This is a genomic window from Parahaemophilus parainfluenzae, from assembly GCF_001053575.1.
In the GTDB taxonomy this organism is placed as follows: Bacteria; Pseudomonadota; Gammaproteobacteria; order Enterobacterales; family Pasteurellaceae; genus Haemophilus_D; species Haemophilus_D parainfluenzae_S.
In genome coordinates this window covers 25,683-50,804 of the sequence record NZ_JVSL01000033.1, presented here as the reverse complement: position 1 = coordinate 50,804, position 25,122 = coordinate 25,683, and the positions used below count along the sequence as shown (strand labels likewise).

The window sequence follows — 25,122 nt, the reverse complement described above, 5'->3', positions numbered from 1 at the left end:
TTGCTCAACTGGTTTAGGTTGCTCAACTGGTTTAGGTTGCTCAACTGGTTCAGGTTGCTCAACTGGTTGAGTATTGCTACTACCACAACCTGCTAATGTTACACTCGTCAGAATAATTAAGCTTAGTTTGGAGAAATTAAATTTCATTATTTTCCTCTGGTAAAAAGTAAATTTAAGTTATAAATAGATTTAAAATTTTTTCAAAAATTTATTAATTGTAGATTATATAAAAACTAAACACTTCTAACAAAAAAGCGGACTAACTTGCGTTGTCCGCTCAATTTTATCACGCATCCTTAGCTTTGTCTCTCACCTAAATATAGATACCCTCTATCACCTTTTAAAAATGAGATATTGCAAACGAAATGCGAATTTAACTTTATCAATAGTAGTTTAAAATAGACAAGCTATTTCTTAGCCGCAAAAGCCGCTCCCCAAGAGTTATCATTAGCATTAACCACACCACCTAATTCTTTTGCATTTTCACCGTAGAATTTTCCTTCAGCTGTACCTTGAGAATTCAAAAGATCAGACTTAGCCGTTCCAGCAAAACTATTTCCTGAAATATTTGCATCAACTTTCACAATATCAACATTACCAGCGCTAATCGTCCCTGTTAATTTTTTATTACCAAAATCAGCAGTAAAGGTTGAAGAACCTTTTACATAATCTTCATCCGGTAATTTATCAGTATCCGCTGCAATAATACTATCTCCAGCATAGGATGCTACACCAGATGAAGGCATTGAATTTGTAGGGTTTCCATTATAAAAGAGGATATCTTCTTGACCAGGTCCAGTACTGCCAATAGCGCCTATACGAACATCTGTATATTTGCCACAGCACACGGAAACAGTATTAGGGAATTTATAGCCATTAAATGTTACACCTGCACCATATTCTGTCCAACCACCAGAAAAAATAGTCCCCCCATTAGATGGAGGTGCAATACGAACAGTTTTTCCATCAATAGATAATGTTTCTAAATTATAATCCATCAAATTTGCACGTTTAACATTAGCATTGTTATCTTCACCTGTAGCTACTAATGCTGCTCCAGTTCCATTAGAAGAAACTTGAACTGGATTATTGTTACTTGGTGTTGCTGAATTGATTTGGTTTTGCCCATTATCAGTAGCAGAATCACCACCGCCACTACTTCCACAAGCAGCTAATGTTAATGCAGCTAAAGTTGTTAAACTAAACTTTAAAATAGTATTTTTCATAATTTACCTCTTAGATTTTTAACAAAACACAATTAATTAATTAATTAATTAATTGATAGACATAAAATAAATTTATGTATATTTGCATCTTATCATAAAATTAATAATATTATATATACCTATATAAAAAATAAGGTAAAGACAATATTTGTCTTTACCTTAATAATTTATAAATTAATCATACATCCCTAATTTCTTCTCTAAATAGTGGATGTTTGCGCCACCTTTTTGGAAGTTTTCATCTTCAAGAATGAGTTCATGAAGTGGGATATTTGTTTTGATACCGTCAATGATCGTCTCTGATAATGCATTTTGCATACGACGGATTGCTACATCACGAGTATCACCGTATGTGATTAATTTTGCGATCATAGAATCGTAGTGTGGTGGAACGGTATAACCACCATACACATGTGAATCCCAGCGAACACCTAAGCCACCTGGTGAGTGCAAATGTACCACTTTACCTGGAGATGGTAAGAATGTTTTTGGATCTTCTGCATTGATACGACATTCAATTGCATGACCTTTCACTTTAATATCTTCTTGTTTATAAGAAAGTGGTAAACCAGCCGCAATACGCAATTGTTCTTTCACCAAATCCACACCAGTAATCATTTCTGTTACTGGGTGTTCTACTTGAATACGAGTATTCATTTCGATGAAATAGAACTCACCATTTTCATATAAGAATTCAAATGTACCTGCACCGCGATAGCCAATTTCAACACAAGCCTTCGCACAACGAGAACCAATATCACGACGAACTTCTTCGGTAATACCTGGTGCGGGTGCTTCTTCCACTACTTTTTGGTGACGGCGCTGCATAGAACAATCACGCTCTGCAAGATAGATTGCGTTACCGTGTGTATCCGCTAAAACTTGGATTTCAATATGGCGTGGATTTTCTAAATATTTTTCCATGTAAACCATATCATTGTTAAACGCTGCTTTTGCTTCTGCCTTTGTCATCGCAATAGATTCTTCAAGTGCATCCTCGCTACGTACCACGCGCATACCACGACCACCGCCGCCGCCAGATGCCTTGATAATAATTGGATAGCCAATACGTTTTGCAATTTCTTTATTTTTCGCGATATCGCTACCTACTGGGCCATCTGAACCCGGTACACAAGGCACGCCCGCTTTTTTCATTGCTTTAATCGCAGAAACTTTATCCCCCATCAAACGAATAACGTCTGCAGTTGGACCAATAAAGATAAAACCAGAACGCTCAACTTGCTCTGCAAAATCCGCGTTTTCAGAAAGGAAACCATAACCAGGGTGAATCGCATCCGCACCGGTTACTTCTGCAGCAGCAATAATCGCAGGAATATTTAAATAACTTTTTACAGATGGCGCAGGTCCGATACAAACTGTTTCATCTGCAAGTAATACGTGTTTTAAATCACGGTCAGCGGTAGAGTGAACCGCCACAGTTTTAATGCCTAATTCTTTACAGGCACGCAAAATACGCAGTGCAATTTCACCACGGTTAGCAATCACAACTTTTTCTAACATAACAATTTCCACTTGGGTGAAAAAATGGCGAGAAAGCTCGCCATTTCAGATTGATAGGGATTATTCGATAACGATCAATGGTTGATCAAATTCAACCGCTTCGCCATCATTTACTAAGATTGCTTTAACCACACCGGCTTTATCAGCTTCAATACGGTTCATCATTTTCATTGCTTCAACGATACAAAGTGCATCGCCTACTTTGACTGTTTGTCCCACTTCCACGAAAGCTTTCGCTTCTGGGCTTGGACTACGATAGAATGTACCCACCATTGGTGAGCGTACTTGGTGACCAGACACTTCAGCTGCAGGCGCTTCCGCAGGTGCTGCCGCTGCAGGTGCTGGCGCTGCTGCCGGAGCCGCAACCGGTGCGACTGGCGCCGCTGCATATTGAATTGCAGCAGGTGCAGCAACTGGTGCCGCACGACTAATACGTACTGTACCTTCTTCTTCTTGCACTTCTAATTCAGTGATGCCCGATTCTTCTACTAATTCAATCAGTTTTTTGATTTTACGAATGTCCATACGTTCTTCCTAAAAATAATAATGAATTGTTAACCGCACTTTCAGAATTGATTTCCAAAGTGCGGTCATTTTGAAACCTGTTTTTTGTGTCGGCAAGATTACCGCAAAATCATGAACTTTGCGATAAATTTCTGCGAAAATCTGTAAATTTTGTGAAATTTTATGCTTTTTTATTGAAAAAATCTAACGCAAATTGGAGAGCAAACTCATAGCCTTTTGCACCTAAGCCACAAATCACACCTTCAGCCACATCACTAAAGTAAGAATGATGACGGAATGGCTCACGTTTATGTACATTAGACAAATGAATTTCGACAAAAGGAATTGACACCGCAAGCAACGCATCGCGCAATGCAACACTGGTATGCGTATAAGCTGCAGGGTTAATTAAAATAAAATCCACTTTCTGAAAACTTTGATGAATCTTATTAATTAACTTTTCTTCGCTATTTGCTTGGAAACACTCCAAATTCACATCATGCTGCTCAGCAAGTTTACCCACATTTTCTTCAATGGCAGATAATGAAAGTGAACCATAATGTTTTGGTTCCCTTGCGCCCAACATATTCAAATTCGGGCCATTTAACAGCAAAATATTGAATTTTTTTGACATTTTCACATCCTTTAACTTGTGCGAATTATAGCGATTTTTTATGTAATGGTGGTCGTATCTCTATACGATTTTGGTTATAAATTCTGAATTTAGATCAATTAGCGGTAAATCTGAGCCTGGCCATGCGCGTAATACCTGATGTTGCATCAAATTCAATGTATCTAATCCAGGCATCACGTTAGGCGTATATTGCGCAGCGATACGAGCGAGTTGCGTCAATCCAAGGCTACTTTCAATACTCGAGCTGATCACCGCTTTTATGCCTAAGCTATGCGCTTGTGCAATCAGCTTTTGACAATCTTGCAGCGAGCCAATCAATGTTGGTTTAATCACAATGGCGCTTAAGTGCGGTTCTTTTTCTAAAAGAAAATCTGGCTCTCGCACACTTTCATCCCAAGCAATATTAATACCTGTTTGAGCGGCAAACTGGCGGCTTTCTTCACGGGTTTTACAAGGTTCTTCCAAAAATTGAATGCGAGAACGATGTTGTAGTTTTACTTTCTCCGCAAATTTTAATGACTTTTCCAAGGTCCATTGACGATTCGCATCTAGACGTAATTGCAAGTCAGGAATAGCTTCAAGAAACATATCCGTAATCAAGCCATCACGATTCGCTTCATACATACCGACCTTAATTTTAGCCACTTTGTCACCTGGCATTTGATTAAGCTCTGCATATAACTCATCAGGATCGCCATAGCACAAAGGTGCAGTGTGATAATTACCTTCCTCATTTAAATAACGTTTCATCTCATCCATCGCCGTGCTAATACCAAAAGCAACGGAAGGATAACAACCATCAAGGGGGACTCTTGGCGCTTCGCAGCTTGCATGACACCAATTCGTCAGCCATTCAATGGCTTGCTCTTGCGCTTGTTCGATAGTTTCTTCGCTAAACCCAGGTAAAGGTGCAATTTCCCCCCAACCATCACGGCTGCAAGCAACACGCACAATTAAGCCTTCACGGCGTTTTAAAAAACGTCCACGTAAAATCAATTGGCTGTCGACGGGAATAGAATAACGATAAAGATTAAATGATTTGATTTCCATCTTATTCTCCTTGATGACAAAAGTACGGTTAAAAACACACTGATTTTTAACCACTTGCATCCTATTTAAAAGGCACTTGTTTCATAAATAATTTACGTTTTAATCTCATGAATTCATTTATGATTCTTTCAAATACTGAAAATTTCGTTTGATTTTCATAAACCAATTCTCTACCTTTTTGTAAACTACTTTCAAAAGGCTTATCTGGATGCAATACGAAATCTTGAACGCAAACTCCTGGTGAAAGTTGCACAACTTTGTAATCTTTTAGATTTAAAAAATTCTCAAAAACAAGAGAATCAATTGCGACCTCAAGCGGTTTATTTTTTACTTGTTCGAGAAGGTATTTAGCACCTTTTGCCGTTACCGTATAACCAGCACAACCTGATTGTTTAAATGTTATTGGATAAATATGTCGACTACACTTTGCCTTATGAGGATCTTTAAAGAACATTTTACCGTTCGCTTCAAGTTTTAGTACATCAATGTCATTAGGTAAATAATCCACTTCTAACAGCTCTTTTGCATTCTCACCTAAGTGAATATCATCTTCAAAAATATTGATATAGTCTAAGTTATTTTCTAACGCTAAATCCCATAGTGAGATATGACTTAACGCACAACCGATTTCCCCATCCCATAATTTAGCTTCTGAAGAGCGATCTAAAATAATATTAAATTTCTTTGCAACATCCTCAATATAATCTGGTGTCACTGCATCAAAAAATGAAAAAAGGATATTTTGCCGACCAAATTCTTGTTCAATATGTTTGCGACGTTTTGTTTCTCTGGTTAAGCTAATCACATAATTATGTTGTTTCACACGGGACATAAAATAATTCTAAAATATGAATAAGGATCGAGATATATCACGACAAGGCGGTTAAAAACACACTGATTTCTAACCGCACTTCTTATGATTAAAATTAAGGATTGCGTCTGAATTTGCTGAAGTCTGGTGCGCGTTTTTCGTTGAACGCGTTACGACCTTCTTGCCCTTCTTCAGTCATATAGAACAACATGGTTGCATTACCCGCGAGTTCTTGTAAGCCTGATTGACCATCACAGTCTGCATTTAATGCGGCTTTCAAGCAACGTAATGCAATTGGGCTGTTACGTAACATTTCACGACACCAACGCACAGTTTCTTTTTCTAAATCAGCATAAGGCACGACAGTGTTCACTAAGCCCATATCTAATGCTTCTTGCGCATTATATTGACGGCATAAGAACCAAATTTCGCGTGCTTTTTTCTGACCAACTAAACGCGCCATATAGCTTGCACCCCAACCACCGTCAAATGAACCTACTTTAGGACCCGTTTGACCAAAAATCGCATTCTCTGCTGCAATGGTTAAATCACATAACATATGAAGTACGTGGCCGCCACCAATTGCGTAACCTGCCACCATTGCTACAACTGGTTTTGGACAAGTCCGAATATCACGTTGGAAATCCAATACATTTAAATGATGCACACCACTTTCATCTTTGTAACCGCCGTAGTCACCACGAATTTTTTGGTCACCACCAGAACAGAATGCTTTTTCGCCTTCACCGGTTAACACAATCACGCCAATTTTTTCATCGAAACGAGCGTTAGAAAATGCATGGATCATTTCTTTAACTGTTTGCGGACGAAATGCATTGCGCACTTCAGGACGGTTAATGGTGATTTTTGCAATACCGTCTGTCGATTTGTGGAAACGAATATCGGTATAACCTTCGCTATGATCAACCCACTCAACTGGTGCATATAAAACATCATCTTTTGGATTTTGCATTGTTCTTTCCTTTATAAGTGTAAAAAGTGCGGTCATTATAGCGGAAGTTTCTTACTTCAGGAAAGAAAATCAACTACTGAAGACTTTACAATTATGTCGTTATTGTTAAAATTCCGCCATTCCAACTTTAGTAAGGAAATTTAAGTGAAAAAAATTATTTTTTTAAGCAGCATCATGTTATTGAATGCTTGTAGTTTATTTGGTTCATCACAATCAACTATTCCTGCTGAATTCGCACAAGCAGACTATCTCCTATCTGATGCCAATGCAAAAACATGGGCTGTAGCAAGTAAACAAGCTGAGCAATGTATCTATCCGAATTTAACTCGTATTCAGCAACAACATTTTGCAAAAGAAGATAGCTATATTCATTCCCAATATGTCTTTTTCTATCCGTTAGAAAAAATCATCGGTGAAGATTATGTAAAAATGATTCAAAAAGATGAAAAATCGATGAATTATGCGACCTATCAATTTAAGAAATTCCGCGCAGAACTTGGTGATGTCGATGCATTAGAGCCAAAAGCTTGCCAAATCTTACGTACTCAGGCAAAAGAAGACTTAGATGTGGTGAAAGGCCAGTATGTAAATGGCATGGTAGATGAAACGAAAAATGATGACGGCACATTGAAGAAAACGGGTGATGGTATTGCCACCAATCAAAACAAATTCTTCTTTGATATTATTAAATGGGGTTCTGCCCTTCTTCTCTAATTTTTATTATTTTATATAAATTTATATCACTCTCACGGCGTAAATATTTTTACGCCGTTTTTATATCTGAGAAAACGGTTGCGATCAAAAAAAGCTTAAATTTTCAGTAAAAAAGCAAAATAGTCATTTAAATTAAAGTCATTTTCAGCTAGTCTAACAAGAATTAGTTTTTACAAGGAGAAAACATCATGACAACGCTTTTTGATATTGCACAAAACTGGTTAAACCAAGATCCTGATGCAGAAACTCACGCAGAATTAACCGCACTTTTAACGGCGGCGAAAAATGGTGATGAAAAAGCACAAGCAGAATTACAAGCTCGCTTTAGTGGACGTTTACAATTTGGTACGGCGGGACTTCGTGGACCATTACAAGCTGGCCCTATGGGGATGAACCGTGTATTAGTAGCACAAGCTGCGGGCGGTTTAGCGGATTATTTAAAAGATTACGACAAGCAACCTTCCATCGTGATTGGTTATGATGGTCGTAAAAACTCTGATGTTTTCGCACGTGATACTGCTGAAATCATGGCAGGTGCAGGCGTGAAAGCTTATTTACTTCCACGTAAATTACCAACGCCAGTATTAGCTTACGCAATCCAATATTTTGATACCACCGCAGGTGTGATGGTGACAGCAAGTCACAACCCACCAGAAGATAACGGTTATAAAGTGTATTTAGGCAAAGGGAACGGCGGTGGCCAAATCGTTTCTCCTGCTGACAAAGATATCGCGGCATTAATCGACAAAGTGGCAGCGGGTAATGTAAAAGATTTACCACGTAGCCAAGATTATGTTGTGTTAGATGATGAAGTGGTTAACGCTTATATTGAAAAAACGGCATCTCTTGCTAAAGAACCTCAAGCAGACATTAACTACGTTTATACTGCAATGCACGGTGTAGGCTATGAAGTATTAAGCAAAACCTTAACCAAAGCGGGTCTTCCACAACCTCATATTGTGGCGGAACAAGTATGGCCGGACGGCACATTCCCAACAGTAAACTTCCCTAACCCAGAAGAAAAAGGTGCATTAGATTTAGCTATTAAAGTAGCAAAAGAACACAATGCAGAATTCATTATTGCCAATGACCCAGATGCAGACCGTTTAGCGGTGGCAGTTCCAGATGCACAAGGTAACTGGAAACCTTTACATGGTAACGTAGTCGGTTGTTTCTTAGGTTGGTATTTAGCAAAACAATATCATGCAAAAGGTGAAAAAGGCGTATTGGCGTGTTCTTTAGTGTCTTCTCCTGCACTTGCTGAAATTGCGAAAAAATACGGTTTCCAATCAGAAGAAACATTAACCGGTTTCAAATACATCGGTAAAGTTCAAGGCTTATTATTCGGTTTCGAAGAAGCACTTGGCTACTTAGTTGACCCAGATAAAGTACGTGATAAAGACGGTATTTCTGCAGCGATCGTGTTCTTAGATTTAGTGCGTCACTTAAAAGCACAAGGCAAAACCTTAGCGGATTACGCCAATGACTTCACGCAAGAATTCGGTGCTTATGTAAGTGGTCAAATTTCTATTCGTGTAAGCGATTTATCTGAAATTGGTAAATTAATGACTGCACTTCGTAACACGCCTCCAGCTGAAGTGGGTGGTGTTAAAGTGGTACAATTCATCGACCACACTAAAACTGATCGCCAAAGCGACATCCTCGTATTCGTATTAGAAAACGGTAGTCGTTTAATCGTTCGTCCATCTGGTACTGAACCAAAAATCAAGTTCTATCTTGATGCTCGCGGTAAAGATCCAAAAGACGCGGATCAAGTTTTAGCACAATTTGATGAAGGCGTTCGTCAAATCCTTCGTCAAGATGCTTACGGCAAACAAGATTGCTAATTGAGCAAACTATTAAATAATAAAAAACGCTAGGTTTGATGCCTAGCGTTTTATTTTTGCTTATTTCAATGCAAGTTGTAACTTGCCCTGATGTTTTTCTAATAAAGCCTCTGCTTGAGCACGATCTAATCCACTCAGAATCATCATAATCGCTAATTTCGCATTTTGATCTGCCTGCTTTAATGTCTCTTCTGCGAGAGCCTTATCGCAATCCGTGGCTTGCATGACGATACGAATGGCACGAGCTTTCAGCTTTTCATTACTTGCCTGCACATCCACCATTAAGTTTTGATAGCATTTGCCCATTAAGATCATGGAAGCTGTCGTCAGCATATTCAGTACTAATTTTTGTGCAGTACCTGATTTTAAGCGGCTCGAGCCAGTTAGCACTTCTGGTCCCACTACCGTATCAATGGCAATATCCACAATATTTGCCATCGCTGAATTCGGATTACTTGCAATCGAAACGGTCACTGAACCTAAACTTTTCGCATATTCCAATGCACCGATTACATAAGGGGTTCGGCCACTGGCGGCAATACCCACCAACACATCTTGTGAGGAAAATTGAATGGTTTGTAAATCAACCACGGCTTGCGTTTTGCTGTCTTCGGCACCTTCAATTGGATGACGTAATGCGCGCTCACCGCCTGCAATAATACCTTTTACCATTTCAGGTGATACACCAAAAGTTGGCGGGCATTCTGATGCATCGAGCACGCCTAATCGACCACTGGTTCCGGCGCCAATATAGACTAATCGACCGCCTTGTTGAAATGCAGCAACAATACATTCGACTGCTTGAGCAATTTGAGATAAACATTTTTCAATTGCCACAGGCACTTGTTTATCTTCATCATTCATTAACTGAACAATTTCCAATGCAGACAAGCTATCTACATGCATAGAATTGGGATTCCGTTGTTCAGTAATTAAAGTTGAAAGGGTTTGTAATAAATTTTCTGCCATGGTTTATTCCTTTGGAAAAATCGCCCCTAAACTGACCGTACTTGTGGCGCCTGTTACACTCGGTAAATTAGCGGGCAAATTATGCATGCGACGATAAGCCAACCAAGCAAAAGCTGCCGCTTCCACATAATCGATATCAAGATCTAATTCTGTCGTCAGTTGAATACGCCAACTTGGCAATGCTTGTTTTAAGCCATTCATGATCGCCTGATTTTTAGCACCTCCGCCACAAACAAGTAATCTGCATGGTAATGTCGTCTGAATATTGTTAAGGGCTAAAACAATACTTTGTACGGTAAATTCAGCCAAGGTGGCTTGCACATCTTGTGGTAAAAGTGCGGTCATTTTGCCTGCTATTTTTTGAATTTTATTCTCTAGCCAAGCCAAATTAAATAATTCACGCCCTGTGCTTTTCGGTGGTGGCAATTGAAAGAAATCTTCATCTAATAATGCCGCTAACAAGTCTGTATTTACTTGGCCAGAAGCCGCCCATTCACCATTTTTGTCGTAAGCTTTGCCTTGACGTTTTTCGATCCATTGGTCGAGCAAGGTATTACCGGTTCCTGTATCAAAGCCAATGACAGGCTGTTCAGGTATCAATAAGGATACATTACTAATACCGCCAATATTAAGCACCACTGTTGCCCAGTTAGGATCAAAAAATACCGCTTGGTGAAAAGCGGGTACCAAAGGCGCGCCTTGTCCACCAAACGCCATATCTTTACGGCGCAAATCACCAACGACCGTAATACCTGTTTTAGCGGCTAATAAATTCATATCACCGATTTGCATGGTAAACGGAAATTGACCTTTTGGGGAATGCCACACTGTTTGGCCATGGCAGCCAATGGCTTCAGTCTGTTCTGGTTTTAATTGGTGTTTACGTAAAAAGGCATTTACACAATCCGCATAAAGTAAGCCAAATTGGTGATCGAGTTCACCCAAAGCTTGTAACGAGGTTTCGCCCGATTGAATAAGTGCGGTCACTTTTTCGCGTAAATTTGCTGGCATCGGCGTAAAATCAGCCGCAATTAATTTGGTTTGATTAGATTGGATGTCAGTAAGCGCAATGTCCACCCCATCAAGGCTGGTGCCGGACATAATGCCAAGATAATAAGTCATAATATTCAATTCGTGAGTTTTTCAGAATTATAGCGGATTTTAAAAAAATAAAAAAAGAGAGAACATTGCAGTTCTCTCTTTTCATCATTTATAATTCTTATAAGTCATCAATGACTAAATCGTTTTTTAGCTATTGATAGAATAAGGTAACGGTTCAATTTTCAGAACGGATCCATCTTCAGGTAAACGGAAATGCGTCCCTTCTTCTAAATCGTTATTCATCACGACTTGCAACCATAAAACGCCGTCAAAATTGACCGCACTTACAATCGTACCGGTTTTACGCCAAGCTGTTTCTAACTGCATTTCAATTTCACTGCCGATTTTCGGTATAACCGTGGTTTCCCCCGAAAGCACATACATCGCACGTTTATTGGCGCCACGATACTTGGCACGCGCAACAGTTTCTTGCCCGATATAACAGCCTTTCGTAAAAGAAATTGCTTGTTCAATGGCTTGCAGATTTAATGCCTGCGGGATAAATTCATTTTGCGTTTCCGCACTCAAGCTTGGTAAGCCCGCTTGAATATCCGCACAAAGCCATTGCTTTTCATCGCCATTAAAGGTGACATCTAACGGTGTAGGATTAATCAAAATTGCGCGATTATCATCAATATCCAAGGTAATTTGTGCTTGAATTCGACCGCACTTTTCACCAATCAAGCCAACAATTTGCCAATCTAACACTTGAAAAGTCACTTTTGAAAACACGGCGTATTTTTTTAAATGCTCAAGTGGAGTAAATAAATTTTTCGGCATTAAAATCAAAAACTGTTCGGATGAAAGCTTAATTAAGCGAAACAACGAGTTCATTTTGCCTTTAGGATCACAATGTGCTGTAAGCGTTGAAGCGCCTGCTGCCAAATGCATCACATCACAAGTTAATTGGCCTTGCAGATATTTCTCCGCATCTACGCCCGCCACTTCCACCAAATCATAGTGGTTTAATGAAATAAATGTTGCCATGATTTTTCCTATTCAAGGTTTTGAATTTGCTCACGCATTTGTTCGATTAATACTTTTAATTCCACAGCAGAAGCGGTGATATCAGCATTAATGGATTTCGATGCCAACGTGTTAGATTCGCGATTAAGCTCTTGCATCATAAAATCCAGTTTACGGCCCACTGCCCCACCTTTTTTCAGGATGTTGTTGGTTTCTTTCACGTGCATTTGCAAACGATCTAATTCTTCCGCCACATCCACACGTTGCGCCAATAAAATCATTTCTTGTTCGACACGTTGAGGATCAAGTTGAATCTTCGCTTCTTCAAAACGTTGCAATAAACGCTCACGCTGCCATTGTAAAACCGCCGGCATTTGTGACCGCACTTTTTCGGCTTCCACGGTAATACCATCAAGACGTTGTTGAATAATGGCTTGCAATTTTTCGCCTTCACGTCCACGCATTGCAATAAATTCCACCAACAATTCATCAAAAGCTGTCAACAAATCTTGACTGATCGCATCTAAATCTTGCTCAGCCGCTTCCACCACGCCAGGATAACGCAATACGTCCGCTAAATTGATTTCGCCCTCACCTGCTTGTGACTTAATCCATTGTAAAGATTGAATCACTTGATTCGCTAATTCTTTATTTAAATTGAGCTCAGCCGCTGCTTGTTTTTTGCTATCAATACGCAATGAACATTCAATTTTACCGCGAGTGAGATTTTGACGAAGTTTCTCACGCAAAGCATTTTCCAAACCACGGAATTGCTCTGGCAAACGGAAAAAGTTTTCCAAATAACGTTGATTAACCGAACGAATTTCCCAAACTGCATCGCCCCACTCTTTCTTAATTTCAAGGCGTGCAAAGGCTGTCATACTATAAATCATAAGCGCTCTCCCACTATTGTCTCTCGTCTTAATTGATTTGCCGGCTATTTTATCGGGAAAGTGCGGTCATTTCTACCGTACATTTTGTAGAAGAATTTTGTCTTCCCTACTTTACACAGTGTAAAGATTAAAATACAATTATCGTAAATTTATTATTACAACCAAAGGATAGTAAAATGAACAAGACTGTGGGAAGTACCTTGCTTGTTGCAGGAACCATGATTGGTGCAGGGATGTTGGCAATGCCGCTCACCTCAGCAGGGATTGGCTTAACGGCGACGGTTTTCTTATTAATTGGCTTGTGGTCAGTGCTCACTTTCACTGCACTTTTATTCGTGGAACTGTATCAAACCGCTGACAGTGATGCAGGGATCGGCACACTTGCTGCACAATATTTTGGTAAAGCGGGGCGAATTATTTCCACTGCTGTTTTAATTGTCTTTTTATATGCCTTAATTGCTGCTTATGTAAGTGGTGGTGGTTCCCTATTAATGGATTTACTCCCAACCATGGGCGATAAAGACACCATGAATAAAATCGCGGTGCTTGTATTCACCATTTTCTTCGGCAGTTTTATTGTGATTGGTACGCACAGTGTGGATAAAATCAATCGCGTGTTATTCTTTGTGATGATTGCTGCTTTTATCTTAGTGCTCGCATTAATGCTACCAAACATCAAATTTGATAACTTAATGGCGATGCCAATTGATAACGCTTTAATTATTTCTGCAAGCCCTGTATTTTTCACGGCATTTGGTTTCCATGGTTCCATTCCAAGTTTAAATAAATACTTAGGCGGTAATGTAAAATCCTTACGCATTGCAATTTTAGTGGGTTCTGGCATCACGTTATTTGCTTACTTTTTATGGCAGCTTTCTACGCACGGCTTACTCAGCCAAAATGAGTTTTTACAAATTTTACGTGAAGACGCCACGTTAAATGGTTTGGTGAAAGCAACCTTAGAAATCACCCAAAGCCCAATTATTGCGAATGCAGTAAAAATCTTCTCCACTTTGGCTTTAGTAACCTCATTCTTAGGCGTGGCATTAGGCTTATTAGAATGTATCGAAGACTTGCTCAAACAATCTTTTAATATTCATGCAGGGCGTATTTCATTAGGTTTAATGACCTTTATTCCCCCAGTGCTTTTCTCCCTTTTCTATCCGGAAGGTTTTATTCTCGCTCTGGGTTATGCTGGTCAAATGTTCGCGTTCTACGCAGTGGTTTTACCGGTAGCATTAGTTTGGAAAGCACGTGCGATTCATCCTAACTTGCCATACAGAGTGTGGGGCGGTAAAGCATTGTTAGTACTTGTATTGGTGCTTGGGGTGATTATTACTTCAATTCCTTTTGCCATCCGAGCGGGTTATTTACCTTTTGTTGTCGGTTAAAATGAGCGAAAAAAAGACCGCACTTTTAAGGTGCGGTCTCTTTTATTTGTTTTCATATACATGTGCCACTAACTGACCATTCAAGTATTCGCCAATATACACTTGCTCAATCGTTATGTTCTGTTTTTCTAACTCAGCTTTAACCCATTCTTCATCACGATCAATAATGTCTAAAACATCATCATCTAATTGTCCATCAACAATTAATGGATAACGTAAGTTATCATCGCCGTATTGAATAATCGAGAGTTGCCCATTTTGTTCGAATACCGCACGTTTAACCGTTTTGATTTCATAAATACCGGCAGCACGTAACTTAAACATGAGGTCATTAGCAGTAATACTGTGTTTCATACATTCAGCGGTTTTAACCTTACCGTTTGAAATCACCCAAACAGGTTTACCATCAATCAAAGATTTAACTAATTTGTTATGATTTTTGATAAAACGGAGGGTAAAAACCAATAATGTCCAAAGCACGAGCACGAGAGAGAACTGGAATACCCCAATACTATCGCTATAAATCACACCACCAATAATGCCACCTAGCACATAGTTTTGTACCTGATCCATCGCGGAAGTCGGTGCAAGGTTACCTTTTCCCATTAAGTTAATTTGGAGTACCAGTCCAATAATACCCATGGCCAATTTCAAGCCTAATAATGTGTAGCCATCCATTATTTATCCTCCTTATCAATCACAGTAACATTAGGGTTTACTAAGTTAATTGGGGATAAGGTATACGCTGAAAAATCATTATTAAAATGGACTTCGAAATACTGATCCCGAATATTTAAAATCATGCCGTTCATTAATGTACGGCTATTGGTACGAATATCTTCTTTCTGTAAATTTTGACTATCTTTCACCGAATTTAAAAATGTCACCACGCTAGAGATATCAGCTGCATAGACTTCATTTTGCTCATATTGCTTATATTGCACACCGAGCAAGAAAATAATTAATAAAAGAAAGATAATACTGAGATCGCGATATTTGGTTTGTAACCGATGACGTAAATATAAGCTTGTCACCACAAGCAATGCACCTAACGAGACAAAAATGGCGATATATTTAAAATAACCTTCAAAAGACATCGCATTTTCTAAAAAAGCAAAAGAGAAAAAAGACATTTGTCATTCCTAATTTTAAAGAGAAAAACAGGTTGCTACTGTAGCACAACGAAAACTGACTAGCTATTTTTATCACAGAAATTAAATTCGTTTTTCCGAAAAATCCCTTTTATAATGACCGCACTTTTGAAACAAAAAGAGAAAAATATGAAAGCAATTCAGCCTGAAGATCAGGGATATTGGCTGTTCACCAAAGGATCGACACTTTATTGGCAGGAAAATGATCTGCCTTTTGGAACAGCAAAGGAACTCGGCCTCACGACGCAAAAAGCGATGTTGCTCGGGAAATGGAAATCACAACCTTTATGGCTTGTGGCAGAAAATGATCAAGATGAACGAGAATACCTTTCCTTACGGAGTTTGTTGTCATTACCGACTGAAGATTTTCATTTATTAAGCCGAGGTGTGGAAATCAATCATTTTTTGAAAACTCACCAATTCTGCGGAAAATGCGGTCAAAAAGCGGAACAAACTCACGATGAGCTTGCGGTTCAATGCACAAGTTGCGGTTATCGTATTTATCCGGTTATTTGCCCTTCGATTATTGTCGCTGTTCGTCGTGGTACAGAGATTTTATTAGCCAACCATAAACGCCATTACACGCCTGGCAAAGCAGGTATTTACACCACGCTAGCCGGTTTTGTGGAAGTGGGTGAAACCTTTGAAGATGCCGTTCGTCGCGAAGTCTTTGAAGAAACGGGTATTCGCATTAAAAATATTCGCTATTTCGGTAGTCAACCTTGGGCATTCCCGAATTCACAAATGGTGGGCTTTTTAGCCGATTACGACAGTGGAGAAATTCAACTGCAAGAAACAGAACTGCATGATGCACAATGGTTTTCTAGCGCTGCCCCCTTGCCAGAATTACCGCCAACAGGTACTATCGCACTCAAATTAATTAATGCTACGCTTGAGCTTTGCAAAGCGGAACAAAATAAATAAAGGAAAGCCCATGTCTGAATTAAAAAATGATCGTTATTTAAAAGCCTTATTACGTGAACCAGTGGATATGACACCCGTATGGATGATGCGCCAAGCGGGACGCTATTTGCCTGAATATAAAGCAACACGCGCAGAAGCGGGCGATTTTATGTCTCTTTGCCGCAATGCGGATTTAGCTTGTGAAGTCACCTTACAGCCACTTCGTCGCTATGCTTTAGATGCGGCTATTTTATTTTCAGATATTCTGACTATTCCTGATGCGATGGGCTTAGGATTAAGTTTTGGTGCAGGTGAAGGCCCGAAATTTGCTCATCCAATTGAAAACAAAAGTGCGGTCGAAAATTTACCGATTCCTGACCCTGAAGGCGAACTTCAATATGTGATGAATGCTGTTCGCACAATTCGTCGCGAACTAAAAGGCGAAGTGCCACTGATTGGTTTCTCTGGTAGCCCGTGGACACTGGCGACTTATATGGTTGAAGGTGGTAGCAGCAAGACCTTCAATAAAATCAAAAAAATGATGTATGCCGAACCGCAAACTTTGCATCTTTTATTAGATAAAGTAGCGGATTCCGTGATTTTATACTTAAACGCGCAAATCAAAGCAGGTGCACAAGCGGTCATGGTATTTGATACTTGGGGCGGTGTGTTAGGTCATCGTGAATATTTAGACTTCTCTCTGCAATATATGCACAAAATCGTCGATGGTTTAATTCGTGAACACGATGGCCGTAAAGTACCGGTGACTTTATTTACTAAAGGCGGCGGGTTATGGTTAGAAGCCATGGCAAATACAGGATGTGATGCGCTCGGATTAGACTGGACCGTTAATTTGGCTGATGCGAAAGCACAAGTAGGCCATAAAGTGGCACTACAAGGCAATATGGATCCAAGCGTGTTATATGCCCCGGCAGAACGTATTGAGCAAGAAGTGCGGTCAATTTTAGCTGATTTTGGCCAAGGTAGCGGACACGTGTTTAATTTAGGTCATGGTATTCACCAAGATGTGCCGGAAAGTGCGCCAAAAATCTTCGTGGATGCGATTCATGAGTTCTCTAAAGCCTATCATAAATAAGCGAGAAAAAAATGCGAAATCCGATTCACAAGCGTCTCGAAAATCTCGAAAGCTGGCAACATCTGACCTTTATGGCTTGCTTATGCGAGCGTATGGCACCTAACTTTGCCCTATTCTGCCAAATGACGGAACAAAAGCCTGCAGACAAAACCTATCACAACATTTTAAACTTAGTGTGGGAATTTCTAACGGTTAAAGAGGCAAAGATTAATTTCGAGAACCAATTAGAGAAACTTGAAGAAATTATTCCTGATGTGAATGATTATGACTTCTTTGGTGTGGTACCTGCTCTCGATGCTTGTGAAGCGCTAGGTGAATTGTTGCATGCGATTATCGCGGGCGAGACACTTGAAAAAGCAATTCAAATCAGCCAAATTTCATTAGGCACGGTTTGTTCTTTGTTAGAAACACAAGAAGATCGAGATCTTTCTGAAACTGAACTGAAAAGCCGTGAAGAAATTGAAGAAGAACTTGACCTTCAATGGCAAATCTATCGCTTACTTAAAGACTGTGAAAAACGCGATATAGACTTGATTTTATCCCTCCGAAACGAGATAAAGCAGGAGGGAATCTCCAATATTGGTATAAAAATTGAGCAATAACGTGAGATTTGTCACAATTTTTGCAAATCGGGCTTTTATTTCCCCCCAAGTTCGATTAGACTTGCCCAAGCCGTAGCAGTTAAAAGCTACGCTTATTTGAATAGAGTCAATTTTAATTTAACAGAAGGTACAAATTTATGAACAAAACAGATTTAATCGATGCAATTGCAAGTGCAGCTGAATTAAACAAAAAACAAGCTAAAGCTGCATTAGAAGCGACTTTAGCAGCTATCACTGGTAGCCTTAAAAAAGGTGAACCTGTTCAATTAATCGGTTTCGGTACATTCAAAGTAAACAAACGTGCTGCACGTACTGGCCGTAACCCACAAACTGGTGCTGAAATCAAAATCGCAGCATCTAAAGTTCCAGCATTCGTATCTGGTAAAGCATTAAAAGACGCAATCAAATAATTAGTCTTAAAACGAATTTTAATTGAACCCTGCTTTGTCAGGGTTTTTTGTTGCCTAAATTTTAACTTTACAATCATCATTTTGCCGATATAATTCCGAACCGAAACTTATTACGGGATATAAATAATGAAACGAAACATTCAACACCGAAATACCCAACAACGCAGACATGCCATCATGCAACTTCTGCAAGAACAAGGTGAAGTCAGTGTTGAACAACTCGTACAGTTATTTGACACCTCTGAAGTGACGATTCGAAAAGATCTCACTGCATTGGAAAGTAATGGTTTCCTTCTTCGAAAATATGGTGGCGCCATTTTAATGCCACAAGAAATCATCGAAGAAGAACAAGATGATGAACTTTCGCAACGAAAGTTAGTCTTAGCAAAGGCAGCTGCAGAACGTATTCGTGATCACAATCGAATTATTGTGGATAGTGGCAGCACAACCGCCGCATTGATTAAACAGCTTAATCGCAAGCAAGGCTTGGTTGTGATGACGAATTCGCTTTCGGTGGCCACAGCATTACGTTCACTCGAAAATGAACCGACACTCTTAATGACGGGAGGCACTTGGGACACGCGTTCTGAATCCTTCCAAGGCAATATTGCCGAACAAGTGCTACGTTCTTATGACTTTGACCAATTATTTATTGGTGCCGATGGCATTGATTTAGAACGTGGTACAACAACATTTAATGAGTTGGTTCGCTTAAGCCAAGTGATGGCTGAAGTATCTCGTGAAGTGATTGTAATGGTGGAATCACAAAAAATTGGCAGAAAAATGCCAAATGTGGAATTAACCTGGCAGCAAATTGATGTGCTGATTACCGATAACAAATTATCTCAGGCTGACAAAGAAGCCATAATGGCGCAAGGCGTAGAAGTAATTTGTGTGGATGTGGCATAAAATGCGGTCAGAAAAACAAGACTTTTAATTTTATTAAATAAGGAAAAACTATGTGTGGTATTGTTGGTGCGGTAGCACAACGTGATGTAGCAGAAATTTTAATTAATGGTTTACACCGCTTAGAGTATCGTGGTTACGACTCAGCGGGTGTTGCCGTTGTGGATCCAAACCATGAATTACACCGCGTACGCTGCTTGGGTAAAGTAAAAGCCCTTGATGAAGCTGCTGCTGTAAAACCATTAATCGGTGGTACAGGGATCGCTCACACCCGTTGGGCAACTCATGGTGAACCGTCTGAAGCTAATGCTCACCCGCATACTTCGGGCAACTTTGCTGTCGTCCATAACGGTATCATCGAAAATCACGAAGAATTACGTGAATTACTTAAATCACGTGGCTATGTGTTTAATTCTCAAACTGATACCGAAGTAATTGCTCACCTTGTTAATTGGGAAATGCGTACAGCCTCAAATCTTCTTGAAGCTGTCCAAAAAACCGTAAAACAACTTACTGGTGCATACGGTATGGTTGTACTAGATCGTGAGCATCCAGAACATTTAGTGGCAGCGCGTTCAGGTAGCCCATTAGTAATTGGTTTAGGAATTGGTGAAAACTTCCTGGCATCTGACCAACTTGCGCTATTAAGCGTAACTCGTCGTTTCATCTATTTAGAGGAAGGCGATATCGCAGAAATCACACGTCGTACCGTGGATATTTACGATGCGAATGGTCAAAAAGTAGAACGTGAAGTACACGAGTCTAACCTTGAAAATGACGCTGCAGAAAAAGGCAAATTCCGCCATTTCATGCAAAAAGAAATCTATGAGCAACCAAATGCATTAATCAACACAATGGAAGGACGTATCCTTCACAACAACGTGATTGTGGATGCTATTGGTAATGGCGCAGCTGAAATTTTAGAAAAAGTTGAACACATTCAAATCGTGGCTTGTGGTACTTCTTATAATGCAGGGATGACTGCTCGTTACTGGTTTGAAGCACTTGCTGGCGTGAGCTGTGATGTCGAAATCGCATCTGAATTCCGCTATCGCAAATTTGTGACTCGCCCAAATAGCTTGTTAGTGACGATTTCTCAATCAGGTGAAACAGCGGATACCCTTGCAGCACTTCGTCTTGCAAAAGAAAAAGGTTACATGGCAGCCTTAACGATCTGTAACGTATCAAGTTCATCTTTAGTGCGTGAATCCGATCTTGCCTTCATGACTCGTGCAGGCGTTGAAGTCGGTGTGGCATCAACTAAAGCGTTTACCACTCAGTTGGCCGCATTATTAATGTTAGTCACTGCAATTGGTAAAGTAAAAGGCAATATCTCAAACGAACAAGAAGTGGAAATTGTAAAAGCGTTACAATCACTTCCGGCTGAAGTTGAAAAAGCCCTTGCATTTGATAAAGATATCGAAGCATTAGCAGAAGACTTCGCAGAGAAAAACCATGCACTATTCTTAGGTCGTGGTGAGTTTTACCCTATCGCAATGGAAGCTTCATTGAAATTAAAAGAAATTTCTTATATTCATGCTGAAGCTTATGCGGCAGGTGAATTAAAACACGGTCCATTAGCCTTAATCGATGCAGATATGCCGGTTATCGTGGTCGCACCAAACAATGAATTACTTGAAAAAGTGAAATCAAACATTGAAGAGGTACGTGCGCGTGGTGGTCAGCTTTATGTGTTCGCTGATAAAGAAGCAGGCTTCACACCAAGCGAAGGTATGAAAATTATCACTATGCCAAAAGTGAATGAAATTATTGCGCCAATTTTCTACACCGTTCCGATGCAATTATTGTCATACCATGTGGCATTAATTAAAGGAACCGACGTGGATCAACCTCGTAACTTAGCGAAATCGGTAACCGTAGAATAAAGTGCGGTTGGAAATCAGCACGTTTTAATGCAAAAAAGCACAGGTTTAATCCTGTGCTTTTTGTTTAAATAAACCGATAACCGTTCTCTGTTACTTCCAGAATTGAGGCATAATCCTTTCGCCAATCGCCTAACACAATTCGCGTGTACCCTTTTTCCTGATGGATGGCTTCTCGATGCGTATGACCGTGAATTAATCGATTTACGCCAAATTCTTTTACAGTTTGTGCCGTAAACGCTAAATTCACATCCATTATATCCAGTGACTTATATTGCTTATCTTGTTTACTCTTCGCGCGAATTTTCTCTGCAATTTTTAACCGCACTTTTAATGGCAAGCATAAAAACAATCTTTGTCGCCATTTTTGATGCACCTTTCGGCGAAATTGTTGATATTTCACATCATCAATACATAAGGTATCACCATGACAAATTAAGGTTTTCACACCATAAAGATCAACACAATGATAGTCAGGCAATAACGTTAAACCACAATCTTGTGCAAATTTTTTCCCTACCAAGAAATCTCGATTACCATGAATGAAATAGCAAGCTATACCCTTTTCTGTCAGTTTTTTTATCAACTGTTTTACTTGTGAGATTAAAGGTGAAGTTTCATCGTCACCAATCCAAAAATCAAAAAGATCTCCCAAAATATAAACCGCTTGCGATTCTTGTGCTTGATTTTGCATAAAATCGCTAAAAAGTGCGGTTAATTCCGGATGCGTTTCGCTTAAATGAAGATCTGCAATAAAATAAATGGGTTTCATAACTATTCCGTCATTTTTTTCATTAGATTAGCACACATTTTTGTGTAATTTGCTATACTTTCCAAAAATTTTAATTAGGTATTTTCTATGTTAAAAATCGCCAGAATTCTCATCGTTGCACTTTGTTGTATTTTAATTTGTGTGCTCGGTACGATCTATTCCTTTATTCGTTTCAAAAACCCAAGCAATGTGGGCGTTATGGCTCGCTGGTTTGGTCGTTTATACCCTTTATTTGGCTTAAAAGTAGAACACCGTTTTCCACAAAATAAAGAGAATATGCCACGTTGTATTTACATCGGTAACCACCAAAATAATTTCGATATGGTGACCATCTCTTACATGGTACTCCCTCGCACAGTAAGTGTAGGTAAAAAAAGCCTGATTTGGATCCCTTTCTTTGGCATTTTATATTGGGTAACCGGCAATATTTTCTTGGATCGTGAAAATCGCTCTAAAGCACACAGCACCATGACAGAACTTGCTCGCCGTATCAATAAAGACAACCTGTCAATTTGGATGTTCCCTGAAGGCACACGTAGCCGTGGTCGTGGTTTATTGCCATTCAAAACAGGTGCATTCCATGCTGCAATTGCGGCTGGCGTACCAATCGTGCCCGTTGTGTGCTCGACGACGCATAACAAAATTGATTTGAATCGTTGGGATAACGGTAAAGTGATTTGTGAAATGATGGATCCAATTGATGTGTCATCATACACAAAAGACAATGTTCGCGAACTTGCTACTTACTGTCACGATTTGATGGAAAAACGCATCGCTGAACTCGATGCTGAAATTGCACAAGGAAAATAATATGTTGCGTCTTTCTCGTCGCCAATTATTAAAAACTACCGCAATTTCAACCGCACTTGCTGCCACACCTCAATCGGTATTAGCGGCATCCCGTGAAAAATTAACCATTCCTCCATTGATGGAAGCAAAACGTGGTCGCCCAATTATCCTTAATATGGAAGAAACTGGCTATAAGTTAGATGGCTCCCATAGTGTCAGTGTCTGGGGCTTTAACGGCAATTATCTTGGCCCCACTATTCGTATCAAATCGGGTTCCTTTGCAAAACTCAATTATCACAACAATTTGCCACAAAGCATTGCCCTCTCCATTCAAGGACTGCAAGCCAGTGGCGAATTATTTGGTGGTGCGGCAAAAGTCCTAAAAAAAGGGGAATCTTGGGCACCGATTATCCCAATAGACCAACCTGCCTCGACTTGCTGGTATCGTTCAGCGACCTTGGCTAACTCGGCTTATCAAACCTATCGCGGCATCGTCGGGATGTGGTTAATTGAAGATGATCAAAGCTTAAAATCTCAGCTACCTCATAAATACGGCGTGGACGATATTCCATTAATCTTACAAGACATGGAATTTAACGGTGACGGATTACAATTATTTAAGCAAAATCAACCGCACTTTGTCGGTAATCGTCTTCTTGTGAATGGACAAGAAGCGCCTTATCTTGACGCCCCTCGCGGTTGGGTACGTTTACGCTTACTTAATGCCTCATTGGCAAGAGCCTATGATCTCCGTTTAGATAACGAACAAGACATGTTGCTTGTTGCGAGAGATTTAGGTTTTTTACCACAAGGTAAAGCGATTAATTCTCTTATTCTTGCACCAGGTGAACGTGCAGAAGTGTTAGTCAATTTAAGCGAAGGAGAAGGTGTATCGCTCATCTCTGGGGCTAAACGTGGTTTCTTCGACAAAATCAAAAATGTGTTCAGTTCAGGTAATGATTTTGCAGATAACACCGTTTTAGAACTTCGCCCACAAGGTGAAATCTCTGCATTCAGCAAAAAAATGAATGAGTCATTCAATACTGATGCCACGGCTATGCTCGAAAGTAAAATCGCGCAAGAACGCACCTTTGAACTGGATGTCACGAATGGTCTAATCAACAAACAACGCTTTGACCCACGCCGTATTGATGTTTCGGTTAAAGTAGGTACTGTCGAACGTTGGATCATCAACAGCTCACTGCCAGTGGGTTTCACCATTCAAGGCGCAAAATTTGTGATTGAAAGCCAAGATGATGTCAAGGTCGATGCGTCGGAACTTGCTTGGAAAGACACAGTTTGGGTGAAAAAGAAAGTACAAATTTTAGTAAAATTTGAACAACCTTCGTCAAATACTCATCCCTTCTTATTTGGCTCATCCAATTTAATGCTGGCAGATATGGGGTGCCTTGGTATAATGATCGTTCAATAAAATAATGATATAAAAAGGAATCTAACATGAAAAAAATCTCAACATTCGCTTTAATTGCGAGCCTATTTTCAACCACCACATTTGCTGCATCACCAGAATCAAAAGACGCAGCTAAAGATATGGCAAATGAGCCCACTATTTATCTCTCTGTGTTCGATAGAACTCAGGAGCCATCACCTGATTTAAATAAAAAAGAAACCTCTCGTTCCAGTAAAAACGAGAAAGTATGCTGGCTCGCAACAGGTCATTTTGGTAAAAAAGCAACGGTAAGTGAAACCTTTAAAGCTCAAGCCCAAAGTGAATTCGCCAGTTCGATTGAAAATGCGAAAGTGGTGTCTTCACCAAATAAAAAACTCCATACCATCACTTATACCAGACCAACATTAGAAAATGGCAAATACATGATGAACTGCTGGACATTCGACCGTAGAGATCCAATCGGCAAATATGTACTGACTGTCAAAATCGGTAAACACGAATTTGAAAAACAAGTTTTCTACGTGACTGAGTAAGAAAAACACTCAAAAAACGACCGCACTTATATGTGTGCTGTTTTAAGACTAAGGCAAAGACCGTCT

26 protein-coding genes are annotated in these 25,122 nt (G+C 39.7%); 12 read left to right on the top strand and 14 right to left on the bottom strand.

From position 1 onward, the window contains the following. Nucleotides 1-407: 407 nt before the first annotated feature. The 7 genes from AC979_RS10095 to menB form a co-directional block, all read right to left on the bottom strand. Nucleotides 408-1,226, bottom strand: coding sequence for a Slam-dependent surface lipoprotein (locus tag AC979_RS10095; RefSeq protein ID WP_053085713.1), 819 nt, complete (start codon nucleotides 1,224-1,226; stop codon nucleotides 408-410). 174 nt (nucleotides 1,227-1,400) lie between these two features. Further along, nucleotides 1,401-2,747 carry an acetyl-CoA carboxylase biotin carboxylase subunit gene (gene accC / locus AC979_RS07145; protein ID WP_049368242.1) on the bottom strand — a complete coding sequence of 449 codons (1,347 nt, stop codon included), beginning with the start codon at nucleotides 2,745-2,747 and terminating at the stop codon, nucleotides 1,401-1,403. 60 nt (nucleotides 2,748-2,807) lie between these two features. Next, nucleotides 2,808-3,272: an acetyl-CoA carboxylase biotin carboxyl carrier protein gene (accB, locus tag AC979_RS07140; RefSeq protein ID WP_049373562.1), complete on the bottom strand. Its 465-nt coding sequence runs from the start codon at nucleotides 3,270-3,272 to the stop codon at nucleotides 2,808-2,810. A gap of 160 nt (nucleotides 3,273-3,432) precedes the next feature. After that, nucleotides 3,433-3,885, bottom strand: coding sequence for a type II 3-dehydroquinate dehydratase (gene aroQ / locus AC979_RS07135; protein WP_049373560.1), 453 nt, complete (start codon nucleotides 3,883-3,885; stop codon nucleotides 3,433-3,435). Nucleotides 3,886-3,945: 60 nt separating this feature from the next. After that, on the bottom strand, nucleotides 3,946-4,935 hold the full coding sequence (gene menC, locus AC979_RS07130; protein ID WP_049373559.1) for an o-succinylbenzoate synthase: 990 nt from the start codon (nucleotides 4,933-4,935) through the stop codon (nucleotides 3,946-3,948). Nucleotides 4,936-4,996: 61 nt separating this feature from the next. After that, complete coding sequence (locus AC979_RS07125) at nucleotides 4,997-5,767, bottom strand: glycosyltransferase family 25 protein (RefSeq protein WP_049373557.1); 771 nt, start codon at nucleotides 5,765-5,767, stop codon at nucleotides 4,997-4,999. A 94-nt stretch (nucleotides 5,768-5,861) separates the two neighbouring features. Beyond that, nucleotides 5,862-6,719, bottom strand: coding sequence for a 1,4-dihydroxy-2-naphthoyl-CoA synthase (gene menB, locus AC979_RS07120; RefSeq protein WP_014064726.1), 858 nt, complete (start codon nucleotides 6,717-6,719; stop codon nucleotides 5,862-5,864). A gap of 144 nt (nucleotides 6,720-6,863) precedes the next feature. On the opposite strand from menB, the gene AC979_RS07115 reads away from it, so the two are divergent. Then, a complete protein-coding gene (locus AC979_RS07115; RefSeq protein ID WP_080970247.1) occupies nucleotides 6,864-7,433 on the top strand; it encodes a DUF5358 domain-containing protein in 570 nt (189 codons plus the stop codon). 188 nt (nucleotides 7,434-7,621) lie between these two features. Next, the gene (locus tag AC979_RS07110; protein WP_049373555.1) at nucleotides 7,622-9,280 is read left to right on the top strand and encodes a phospho-sugar mutase; all 1,659 of its coding nucleotides are present in this window, start codon (nucleotides 7,622-7,624) and stop codon (nucleotides 9,278-9,280) included. A 60-nt stretch (nucleotides 9,281-9,340) separates the two neighbouring features. Here AC979_RS07110 and murQ read toward each other — a convergent pair whose 3' ends face one another. The 4 genes from murQ to AC979_RS07090 form a co-directional block, all read right to left on the bottom strand. Continuing rightward, nucleotides 9,341-10,249, bottom strand: a complete 909-nt coding sequence (gene murQ / locus AC979_RS07105) for an N-acetylmuramic acid 6-phosphate etherase (RefSeq protein WP_049373553.1) — start codon at nucleotides 10,247-10,249, stop codon at nucleotides 9,341-9,343. A 3-nt stretch (nucleotides 10,250-10,252) separates the two neighbouring features. Further along, nucleotides 10,253-11,371, bottom strand: a complete 1,119-nt coding sequence (locus AC979_RS07100; RefSeq protein WP_049373551.1) for an anhydro-N-acetylmuramic acid kinase — start codon at nucleotides 11,369-11,371, stop codon at nucleotides 10,253-10,255. Nucleotides 11,372-11,497: 126 nt separating this feature from the next. Further along, nucleotides 11,498-12,337, bottom strand: a complete 840-nt coding sequence (locus AC979_RS07095; protein WP_049373549.1) for a folate-binding protein YgfZ — start codon at nucleotides 12,335-12,337, stop codon at nucleotides 11,498-11,500. 8 nt (nucleotides 12,338-12,345) lie between these two features. Then, nucleotides 12,346-13,209, bottom strand: coding sequence for a YicC/YloC family endoribonuclease (locus tag AC979_RS07090; RefSeq protein ID WP_049373547.1), 864 nt, complete (start codon nucleotides 13,207-13,209; stop codon nucleotides 12,346-12,348). Nucleotides 13,210-13,385: 176 nt separating this feature from the next. Here AC979_RS07090 and AC979_RS07085 point away from each other — a divergent pair, with 176 nt between their 5' ends. After that, nucleotides 13,386-14,600 carry an aromatic amino acid transporter gene (locus AC979_RS07085; RefSeq protein WP_049373545.1) on the top strand — a complete coding sequence of 405 codons (1,215 nt, stop codon included), beginning with the start codon at nucleotides 13,386-13,388 and terminating at the stop codon, nucleotides 14,598-14,600. A 42-nt stretch (nucleotides 14,601-14,642) separates the two neighbouring features. On the opposite strand, the gene AC979_RS07080 is transcribed toward AC979_RS07085, so the two are convergent. Together AC979_RS07080 and AC979_RS07075 are read right to left on the bottom strand one after the other, a co-directional pair. Then, nucleotides 14,643-15,278 (bottom strand): DUF421 domain-containing protein, encoded by a 636-nt coding sequence (locus AC979_RS07080; RefSeq protein WP_049365275.1) that lies wholly within the window; start codon nucleotides 15,276-15,278, stop codon nucleotides 14,643-14,645. Further along, a complete protein-coding gene (locus AC979_RS07075; protein WP_049365274.1) occupies nucleotides 15,278-15,733 on the bottom strand; it encodes a DUF3290 family protein in 456 nt (151 codons plus the stop codon). Before AC979_RS07075 ends, AC979_RS07080 begins: the two co-directional genes overlap by 1 nt. A 147-nt stretch (nucleotides 15,734-15,880) precedes the next feature. Here AC979_RS07075 and nudC point away from each other — a divergent pair, with 147 nt between their 5' ends. The 6 genes from nudC (at nucleotide 15,881) to glmS (ending at nucleotide 21,554) form a co-directional block, all read left to right on the top strand. Next, complete coding sequence (nudC, locus tag AC979_RS07070) at nucleotides 15,881-16,675, top strand: NAD(+) diphosphatase (protein ID WP_049373544.1); 795 nt, start codon at nucleotides 15,881-15,883, stop codon at nucleotides 16,673-16,675. Nucleotides 16,676-16,685: 10 nt separating this feature from the next. Then, the gene (hemE, locus tag AC979_RS07065; protein WP_049373543.1) at nucleotides 16,686-17,750 is read left to right on the top strand and encodes a uroporphyrinogen decarboxylase; all 1,065 of its coding nucleotides are present in this window, start codon (nucleotides 16,686-16,688) and stop codon (nucleotides 17,748-17,750) included. An 11-nt stretch (nucleotides 17,751-17,761) separates the two neighbouring features. Continuing rightward, nucleotides 17,762-18,352 (top strand): YjaG family protein, encoded by a 591-nt coding sequence (locus tag AC979_RS07060; RefSeq protein ID WP_049373541.1) that lies wholly within the window; start codon nucleotides 17,762-17,764, stop codon nucleotides 18,350-18,352. A gap of 137 nt (nucleotides 18,353-18,489) precedes the next feature. Then, nucleotides 18,490-18,762: an HU family DNA-binding protein gene (locus AC979_RS07055; protein WP_005696943.1), complete on the top strand. Its 273-nt coding sequence runs from the start codon at nucleotides 18,490-18,492 to the stop codon at nucleotides 18,760-18,762. Nucleotides 18,763-18,888: 126 nt separating this feature from the next. Next, nucleotides 18,889-19,671 carry a DeoR/GlpR family DNA-binding transcription regulator gene (locus AC979_RS07050; RefSeq protein WP_049368683.1) on the top strand — a complete coding sequence of 261 codons (783 nt, stop codon included), beginning with the start codon at nucleotides 18,889-18,891 and terminating at the stop codon, nucleotides 19,669-19,671. 50 nt (nucleotides 19,672-19,721) lie between these two features. Further along, nucleotides 19,722-21,554 (top strand): glutamine--fructose-6-phosphate transaminase (isomerizing), encoded by a 1,833-nt coding sequence (glmS, locus tag AC979_RS07045; RefSeq protein WP_049373539.1) that lies wholly within the window; start codon nucleotides 19,722-19,724, stop codon nucleotides 21,552-21,554. 64 nt (nucleotides 21,555-21,618) lie between these two features. Here glmS and lpxH read toward each other — a convergent pair whose 3' ends face one another. Then, a complete protein-coding gene (gene lpxH, locus AC979_RS07040; RefSeq protein WP_049373537.1) occupies nucleotides 21,619-22,323 on the bottom strand; it encodes a UDP-2,3-diacylglucosamine diphosphatase in 705 nt (234 codons plus the stop codon). 87 nt (nucleotides 22,324-22,410) lie between these two features. On the opposite strand from lpxH, the gene AC979_RS07035 reads away from it, so the two are divergent. The 3 genes from AC979_RS07035 to AC979_RS07025 are packed head-to-tail and all read left to right on the top strand — an operon-like array spanning nucleotide 22,411 to nucleotide 25,056. Beyond that, nucleotides 22,411-23,133, top strand: coding sequence for a 1-acylglycerol-3-phosphate O-acyltransferase (locus AC979_RS07035; RefSeq protein ID WP_049373535.1), 723 nt, complete (start codon nucleotides 22,411-22,413; stop codon nucleotides 23,131-23,133). A gap of 1 nt (nucleotide 23,134) precedes the next feature. Next, nucleotides 23,135-24,544: a multicopper oxidase domain-containing protein gene (locus AC979_RS07030; RefSeq protein WP_049373533.1), complete on the top strand. Its 1,410-nt coding sequence runs from the start codon at nucleotides 23,135-23,137 to the stop codon at nucleotides 24,542-24,544. Nucleotides 24,545-24,570: 26 nt separating this feature from the next. Continuing rightward, nucleotides 24,571-25,056 carry a hypothetical protein gene (locus tag AC979_RS07025; protein WP_049373532.1) on the top strand — a complete coding sequence of 162 codons (486 nt, stop codon included), beginning with the start codon at nucleotides 24,571-24,573 and terminating at the stop codon, nucleotides 25,054-25,056. Nucleotides 25,057-25,122: the final 66 nt, after the last annotated feature.